We start from the raw sequence: 7,273 nt of genomic DNA, 5'->3' as shown, positions 1-7,273 counted from the left end.
GAGTAACGAACCACCGCCACTCTGACGGTCCGTCAGCCAACTAGACTCCGAAAGGGCCCCTTGACCAGGGCGTATGGAGAACTGCAACTGGAGTATTAGTACTCCAGCAGTACTTCGTGTCCTGGGCTGGTTCTTCGCTTGTAGGTGGCAGCGTTGTGCGGTGGCTTGGTGTTTTCTGCGCCAGTGGGACCACTTCAAGGCGTGCGTGTGAGGGGCGCGGGGTGGTCCCGGGGCGGGGAGGAAAGTTGCCAGGAGTCTTCGGATCTCCGCCACCGTGAGGGGGATGAGGCTGGTGGATTCGTTTCTGCCGCCCCTTTTACGGGGATGTCGGGGCGGGCGGCGAGTGCGGTGAGAAATGGCGGCGCAGCCGTTGCATACACGCCGCTCAAGCCGGTCGGCCGGAGTGAAGGCGGCGAGTGAGCCCCGGGTACGCACCGCGGACGGAAGCCATGTCCGTGCTGGAGGTCGACCAGGTCCCAGAGCGGCTACCTCAGCTCGCTGGATGTGGGCGAGTTGCTCGCGGGGTAGCCCTGGCGCCGCGCCGCCATCCGTGCGTCCGCCTTACCGGACGCACGGGCGGCGACGAGGCCGACTCGGCTGATCGCGGGCCGAACCGAAAGCGTCGGCAGCCGGGTCTCAGCGGCGATCGAGGTGTGCTGTCAGGAGGTTCGCGTCCCTGCCCGTGGTGAGCGCACCGCTGCTGACGTAAACGGTGTTCTTGTCGACGGCGACGGACGTGGTGTTCTGCAGTCCGTCGTTCTGGTCGAGGACGGTGCGGTCGGGCCTGCCCGGGGTGATGAGTACCACCTTGCTGGGTATGTTGAGGGCGGCCAACAGCTGGTCTCCCCGCCCCGTGAAGGCAAAGTCGTCGACGCTGTCCAGCCCCGAGGCCTTGATCTGGGGCCTCCCTGCCGTTCCCTTGCCCGTCAGCGGGATGCGCAGGATCGTTCCGCGGTCGATGTTGGCCACCCACACGGCGCCGTTGTGCACCTTCACGCCGTTGGCGCCGAAGAAGTCAGTCGGGGAGAGGTCATGCCCATCGGCCCAGACGGTGGCCGTTCCGCCGTGCGGACGGACCTGCCACACCTTTCCCTGCGTGGAGTCGGTGATGTAGAAGTTCCCTGTGCGGTTGTCCCGGGCGAGCCCGTTGGCAAAGCTTGTCGCCGGTAGAGCCGCAATACGCGTCGGCTTGCCGCCGGGGGGTAGCTTCCACAGACCGGTGAGGTGCCTGTCGCCCGCGGAGTACAGGAAGTGGACAGTGCCGTCTTCGGTGCGTTCGACCCCTGTCACAGCGGCGAATCCGACGCTCGGGGTGTTCACACCTCCGTCCGCCGGCAGCGGCATGGTGGCCAACACCTCAACGCGTCCGTCGAGGGAAACGTGTGCCACCTGACGGGACAGAATGAGGCCGACGTCAGCCGAGCCGTCCGGCTCCACGATGATGCTCTCCGCCACCTGCCCGTTCGGCCGGTCGAAGTGAGCCACGATGTGTGGGTCCGAAAGGGGTGGCGTAGCTGCTTCGGCTGTTGTCGAAACCGCGGTAAACCCAATCATCATGCCTGCCGTGGCTACGGCCAGTCGGACGGCAAGGTATTTCTGCACGAGTAACTCCGATCTGATGCGTTTCTGGCGGCAGGCCACAGCGGCAACCTGGACGGGCCGAAGGCTGCACGAGCCCGCGCCCCGTATCGGCAGCCGCGCATGTGACCTGCCGGGAAAGAGCATCGATCCCTCCGCGCGGCCCAGCCAGTACCCCGCTTAACCCTGGAATCGCAGTACCACGCTGATGACCGCCTGGTAAGCGACAATGGGACCATGAGCCTGCCAGAGAACTCCCTGGGCGAGGCGTTGCGTGCCTGGCGCGACCGCCTGACGACGGACGATGTCGGCCTGCCGGCTACAGGACGCCGGCGGACGGCCGGACTGCGTCGCGAGGAGCTCGCGTCACTTGCCGGAATCTCCGTCGACTACCTCCTGCGCCTGGAGCAGGGCCGAGCCCGACGCCCGTCCCGTCCCGTGGTCGCCTCGATTGCCCGAGCATTGCGACTAACAGGCGATGAGGCCTGCCATCTGCATCTCGTCGCGGGACTTCTCCCGCCGGTGCCGGGTCAGATTCCGCAAGAGGTACCGCCGAGCGTCGACCGGCTCATCAGCCGCTGGGGAGACATTCCCGTGGGAGTGTTCTCGGCCTCGTGGACCCTGCTGACCTGGACGCAGTCCTGGGCGACCTTGCTGGGCGACCCGGGCGCCCGACCACTGCGGGAACGGAACCTGGTGCGAGCAGTCTTCGCCGAACCATCCGCGGCCGGCCGCTCAGTCTTCTTCCCCACCGACCAGACCACCGTTGCCTTCAAAGCGGCTCTCGTCGCCGATCTGCGGCTCGCTCGCGCCGCATACCCGGGGGAGAAGGAACTCGATGAGCTGATCCAGGGGACCGCACGAGTCAGTGCGGACTTCCGGGAGCTGTGGGCCACTGCGACACTTGGTTCGCGTCTGGGCGGCCGCAAACGGATCCAGCACCGTCTGGTCGGAGAGATCGTGCTGGACAGTGACGTGCTGAAGGTGCCGGACCACGACGTGAGGATCGTGACGTTCACGGCCGAGCCCGGCACGCCGGACGCAGAGAAGCTTGACTTTCTGCGGGCTACTGCCGTTCGTACCGCGCTGCCACTCCGTGCTGGATGAGGTGCGCGGCCAGGAAACGGCCGCGGGCCTGTACGGCGTTCAGCCCACCTTGCCCGTCCCGTCCACCGGGACGGTGGACGGGGACGTAAGGCGGTCAGCGGCGAGAGATCAAGTCTCTGATTCCGGGTCGGCGAGGCGGGCCTCAAGATCGGCGATGCGCCGGTCCTGGAAGCGGACGTTGGATCGAACGGCCTTGAGCCGCTCGTCGACGGTTCGGTTATCGGCAGTCAGCTGGCGGACTCGCTGCTCGAGGGTGATGTTCTCGGTCGTGATCCGCTGGACCCTTTCCTCAGTCCACTCGGTCTCCAAGTCGCGTACTTGGCCGAGGAGTTCGCCGATTCGAGTGCGCTGGGCTTCGTGCGGCGGCCGACGGCGGCGACGCTGATCCGGGCTTTCTCTCGGCGGAGTCGGGTGCGGGCGTCGTGGACACGTCCGACGGCGGCCTCGGCGCTGCGGCGGCGGGCCACCAGGGCTGCGGCCGTGCGGGGTTCGGGAATGGTGTTCATGCGCCACGCCGCGTGTCCCACCCCGAAAGTCGGAGATCAACCTCTCGTTCCTGCCGCATGCCGCCGAACTGTTGCCAGGGGACCCACACATCGACGACCTGGGCCCGCTCTATGCGGTGGTCGGACGCGTCCACGTACGGGCCATGGATCGTGACATCTGTGCCTCGCCCCATCTCAAGGCCGCTGCCCTGCTGCAGACACTGATTCGATCAGGGGGCGGGCCGCTCGCGATACAGCACGAGGTGCTCGTGGTAGAGGGCTCCGTCCCGGACGTCGCCGGTGGCGGTGAAGCCGGTGTCGTCGACGTAGTCGAGGTGGTTGCCGGTGACGGTGTAACTGCCGGTGTAGGCGCTCCGGCGGTTGCCCCGGGCTTCGTCGTAACGGCCGTTCGGCAACAGCTCCTGACGGATGTACCCGTCGGCGGTCACCCACATCCCGACGTACGGGTGCGAGTCGTGGGGTGTCTCGTTGGTGGTCACGGCTCTACGGTCGGCCCGGCGGCCGACGGCAACCAGGCCGCCGTTTGCCCAGGTGAGGGCTTCCTGGGTGCCACGCACCCAGCATCGCGAGCGGCCGTACCCTTCGCGCCCCGCGGCAGCGGCGCACGGAACGGCGGAGCCTCGGCCGGCGGCCACCGGCTGTCACCGACTCCGACGGGCTGCCTGCGACACGTTGGCACTCGGCGTGCGATACGGATGGTGGGTGTCCGATACCTAGGGAGAGAGCGGCCTGGTTCCGCTTCCGGCGTGCGACGAGTCTGGTGACGTGGCAGCCGCCCGGAGCCGCCGATCACGGGACTGGGGCAACCGGAGAGCACTTCGCACGCACCGCGCCGCACCAGGACCCGACGCATCCGAGGAGCACGCTATGAGCATCACCGACACGAACGCCACTGGCACCGCGGACGTCGCGGGCTGGAATGCCAAGGCTCTGGACGAGATCCTCTCGAACGACGGGGGTCGTCCCGTGCTGTTCACCCATGCCCGGATCCTGACGATGGACCCGTTGATCGGGACGATCGCCGGCGCCGACCTGCTGTTCGTCGGTTCCCTGCTGGTGGGCGTCGGCCCCGGCATCATCACCGCGGCCGGGGACGACAACGCTGTCGTCGTCGACTGCACCGGTATGGCGATCGTCCCCGCCGTCGTCGACACCGTCGCGCTGGCCGGCGGCCGTGGGCACCGCTCGGAGTGCGTCGCGACGCTGACCCCGGGCAACAGTACGGACTTCCTGGTGGTGCCCGACGAACTCGCCGCGGATGTGCCCGGTGCCCTGGCCACACTCGTGTCCCGGCCGGAGCAGGTCCGTGCGCTGGTCGCGGCCGGCCGGCCCGCGGTGTGGGCCGGCACCGACGCCCCCGGCCGGGTCACCACCCCCGAGGCGGGCATCCCGGCCGCCGCGGACCTGACCGGCAGCCTGCGGGTCGGCGTCTGGATCGACGTGGAGGATTTTCTGCACCAGGAGCTCACCGCCGACGGCCGCTACGACGAGACCCGGGGCGGTCGCCCGCACGCCTACCAGGGCAGCTACTGGATCGACGGCGACCGCATCGACTACCTCGACGACCTCGGCTTCTGGGCGTTCGGCGAGTTCAAGGGCGACGAACTGCACCACGCCGGCTACGTCATGAAGCTCGGCTGACCCACACCCTTGCCAACACAACAACGGTCCCGATCCCGGGTGCGCGACACCTGGGGAACTGAACACCCCGGCCGCTGAGCACCGTCGCGGCCTGGACATCCCCCCCTTCATCGTCCCCGGCCGTTTCTCCACGCGACCGGGGGCACTGTCTCCCGTCGCGGGCCACGGGATCCGCCCAGCCGAGCCGGGGGAGCCGAGTTCGTCGAGGACCATACGGTGAAGCCTGGGCACACCCTGGCCTTCGTCCACTCGGAAAGCGGCGGCGAGGCGTGGCCGGCCGGTCCGAACGACGCTGCGGGGAAGGAGACCGTCGCGGTGGTGGTGGTTGCCGTGTTGTTCAGATGGCCAGGCGACCGCCGTCGGCCACGATCACCTGGCCGGTGACGAAGCTCGCGCGCTCGCTTGCCACGAACACGATGACTTCGGCGAGTTCCTCGGGCGTGGCGTTGCGCTTGAGCGGGTTTATCTCGGACCACGCCGCGAACTGGTCGGTGCCGATGAAGTCCACCACGTTGTCGGTGGTCACGTTCCCTGGGGCCACCGCGTTGACGCGTATGTTGTTCGCACTCCACTCTGCGGCCCAGCTGCGGGTGAAGGATTCGATGGCCGCCTTCCGAGCTCCGTACGTCGCCATGTGCGGCATGGCGATCGCTGCGGCGATGGTGCTGATGTTGCCGCCGCCAGTCAACTCGCCTCGCACAGGCTCCGCACCCAGCGCCGACGCCTTTGCAGCCGACGCCTCACTTCGGACCAGAACACGGACCGAGTGCCCCTCGTCGAGGAGCCGACGTACCAGCACCTGGCCGATGAACCCCGAACCGCCCGTGACGAACGCCTGCGCCATGAACCTCTCCTTTGCCGAGTGCGAGCCTCCTCGCTTGCCTTGGCGAGAAGGTGTCGTGGGTTGTAGCGATCGGGGACTCCGAGGTCTTCCCTCGACAGCATTCATGCTTCGAAGGTCTGCGATAAAATTTATGGATGACTTCTCTACGGGCGTTGGAATGCCTTGTCGCGGTCGCGGACTCCGGATCGATCACGCAGGCCGCACTGCTGCTGCATTCGTCACAACCCGCTGTGTCTCACCAGATCGCTTCGCTTGAACGCGAGACCCGGACGGCCCTGCTTCGCCGTGAACCCCGGGGGGTCAAGCTCACTCCCGCAGGGCGTGCCGCCGTCGCGGATGCCAGGCGAGCGATCGAGGCGGCCGCCTCTGCTGTGAGGTCGGCACGTGCGGCGGGTCAAGCGGCCGGAGGTGTGCTGCGGTTGGTCTGTGCGCAGAGCCTTACGGTGGCGCTGCTCGCCCCGGTCATTCGCCAGTGGCACCGCCGTTACCCAGAGGTGGCGATCACCCTGCGCGAGTCCACGGCGATGGACGAGGCACTCGGCTTCGTCGACTCCGACGAAGCCGACGTCGCACTGTTGCCCGCTCCGCCGCCTGGCCGCTTCACGATCACCGCCGTCGCCGAGGAGGAGATCGTGCTGGCGGCGCCCACCAGCCACCCGCTGGCCGAGCGGCCGGCTGTACGCCTTGAGGACCTTGAAGGTGCGCCGCTCGTTCACTTCGCACCGGACAACGGCCTCAGCGTCTGGCTCGACCAGTCCCTCGCCCGCGCCGGAGTTCACCTGGAGACGGTGATGAGGACATCGGTGACGGCCGCGGCACCACAGCTGGCGGCCGCCGGTCTGGGAATCGCCGTGTGCCCGGTGAGCGCGGTCAGCGATGGCTTTCCGGGCGCAGTGCGATCGTTCTCGCCGCGGTGGGTCAGGCAGCTGGTGGCGGTGACGTCCGCGGAACCGGATCCGCTCGTCGCACGATTCATCGGCAACCTGCGCAGTCACGGCGTGCGTGTGCCTCGCGGTGTGCGGACTCAGCTCGCAGAGGGCGGCTCGTCGGCCGAGGCGCCACGACCGTCTTCCTGAGAATCGCCGCGCGGCCGACGTTGATGTGTCCTGGCCCCGGACCTGGCCTGCTGCGTGTGCTGTTCGGCGGGATGCCGACGGGGGAGGGGCGGTTTGTGCCCCCGTGCCGGCCTGGTGACGTCCGCAGGGTGTCACATCGGTGTGAGCGGACTGTTGCGTGGGGGCGGACCGCTGCTGTTCCCCTTCGGGGAGCGGGTGGGGGGTGGTCGTGATGGGTGGGAGCGGGCTGGGCGGGTTCGTTGTGTGTGCCGGGCCGGGGCCCGGCGTTTTCCGCGGGGTACTGCGGGTGCGGCCCGGCAGCGGCATTGTCCGGGTGCCGGGCGGTGGGCTGCGTGTGGGGTGTGTCTTCAGGGTGGGTGGGGGTGTGGTTTGAGGGTGGGTGCTGTGGTGGTGGGGCGGTTAGTTTTCGGGGTGTGTTGTCTCGTCGTGGTTGTGGTTGTGGTTGTGGTCGGTGGGGTGGGGGTGTAGTTCGGTGTGGACGGTTTTGCCTCGGTGTGGGGTGAGGTTGACGGAGGTGAGTA

Annotated in this window: 7 protein-coding genes and 1 pseudogene; 4 read left to right on the top strand and 4 right to left on the bottom strand. The window is 68.2% G+C overall.

Features of this window, described 5'->3' with window-relative positions:
* Positions 1 to 636: 636 nt before the first annotated feature.
* Positions 637 to 1,602, bottom strand: coding sequence for an SMP-30/gluconolactonase/LRE family protein (locus ACIRQP_RS41760; RefSeq protein ID WP_403900618.1), 966 nt, complete (start codon positions 1,600 to 1,602; stop codon positions 637 to 639).
* Positions 1,603 to 1,815: 213 nt separating this feature from the next.
* Here ACIRQP_RS41760 and ACIRQP_RS41755 point away from each other — a divergent pair, with 213 nt between their 5' ends.
* Complete coding sequence (locus tag ACIRQP_RS41755; RefSeq protein WP_403900616.1) at positions 1,816 to 2,685, top strand: helix-turn-helix transcriptional regulator; 870 nt, start codon at positions 1,816 to 1,818, stop codon at positions 2,683 to 2,685.
* 108 nt (positions 2,686 to 2,793) lie between these two features.
* Here ACIRQP_RS41755 and ACIRQP_RS41750 read toward each other — a convergent pair whose 3' ends face one another.
* Positions 2,794 to 2,994, bottom strand: coding sequence for a hypothetical protein (locus ACIRQP_RS41750; RefSeq protein ID WP_403900614.1), 201 nt, complete (start codon positions 2,992 to 2,994; stop codon positions 2,794 to 2,796).
* Between the two features lie 232 nt (positions 2,995 to 3,226).
* Here ACIRQP_RS41750 and ACIRQP_RS41745 point away from each other — a divergent pair.
* Positions 3,227 to 3,400, top strand: a pseudogene (locus ACIRQP_RS41745) (fic family toxin-antitoxin system, toxin component); the annotation flags it as partial.
* Here the strand turns inward: ACIRQP_RS41745 and ACIRQP_RS41740 are convergent.
* Positions 3,401 to 3,670 (bottom strand): Atu4866 domain-containing protein, encoded by a 270-nt coding sequence (locus ACIRQP_RS41740; protein WP_403900612.1) that lies wholly within the window; start codon positions 3,668 to 3,670, stop codon positions 3,401 to 3,403.
* Positions 3,671 to 4,058: 388 nt separating this feature from the next.
* Between ACIRQP_RS41740 and ACIRQP_RS41735 the strand changes: the two genes are divergently transcribed.
* Positions 4,059 to 4,832, top strand: a complete 774-nt coding sequence (locus ACIRQP_RS41735) for an Atu4866 domain-containing protein (RefSeq protein ID WP_403900610.1) — start codon at positions 4,059 to 4,061, stop codon at positions 4,830 to 4,832.
* Positions 4,833 to 5,169: 337 nt separating this feature from the next.
* Here ACIRQP_RS41735 and ACIRQP_RS41730 read toward each other — a convergent pair whose 3' ends face one another.
* Positions 5,170 to 5,676 carry an SDR family oxidoreductase gene (locus tag ACIRQP_RS41730; protein ID WP_403900608.1) on the bottom strand — a complete coding sequence of 169 codons (507 nt, stop codon included), beginning with the start codon at positions 5,674 to 5,676 and terminating at the stop codon, positions 5,170 to 5,172.
* A gap of 134 nt (positions 5,677 to 5,810) precedes the next feature.
* Here ACIRQP_RS41730 and ACIRQP_RS41725 point away from each other — a divergent pair, with 134 nt between their 5' ends.
* A complete protein-coding gene (locus tag ACIRQP_RS41725) occupies positions 5,811 to 6,752 on the top strand; it encodes a LysR substrate-binding domain-containing protein (RefSeq protein ID WP_403900606.1) in 942 nt (313 codons plus the stop codon).
* Positions 6,753 to 7,273 lie beyond the last annotated feature (521 nt).

It is taken from the genome of Streptomyces sp. NPDC102274 (genome assembly GCF_044766385.1).
Lineage (GTDB): Bacteria > Actinomycetota > Actinomycetes > Streptomycetales > Streptomycetaceae > Streptomyces.
The sequence above is the reverse complement of the archived record's forward strand: the minus strand, read 5'-3'. Positions and strand labels throughout refer to the sequence as shown.

Bases quoted from the DNA above. Each gene is read 5' to 3' on its own strand.
- ACIRQP_RS41725 (WP_403900606.1), top strand. From the start codon at position 5,811: ATGACTTCTCTACGGGCGTTGGAATGCCTTGTCGCGGTCGCGGACTCC.
- ACIRQP_RS41755 (WP_403900616.1), top strand. From the start codon at position 1,816: ATGAGCCTGCCAGAGAACTCCCTGGGCGAGGCGTTGCGTGCCTGGCGC.
- ACIRQP_RS41735 (WP_403900610.1), top strand. From the start codon at position 4,059: ATGAGCATCACCGACACGAACGCCACTGGCACCGCGGACGTCGCGGGC.
- ACIRQP_RS41730 (WP_403900608.1), bottom strand. From the start codon at position 5,676: ATGGCGCAGGCGTTCGTCACGGGCGGTTCGGGGTTCATCGGCCAGGTG.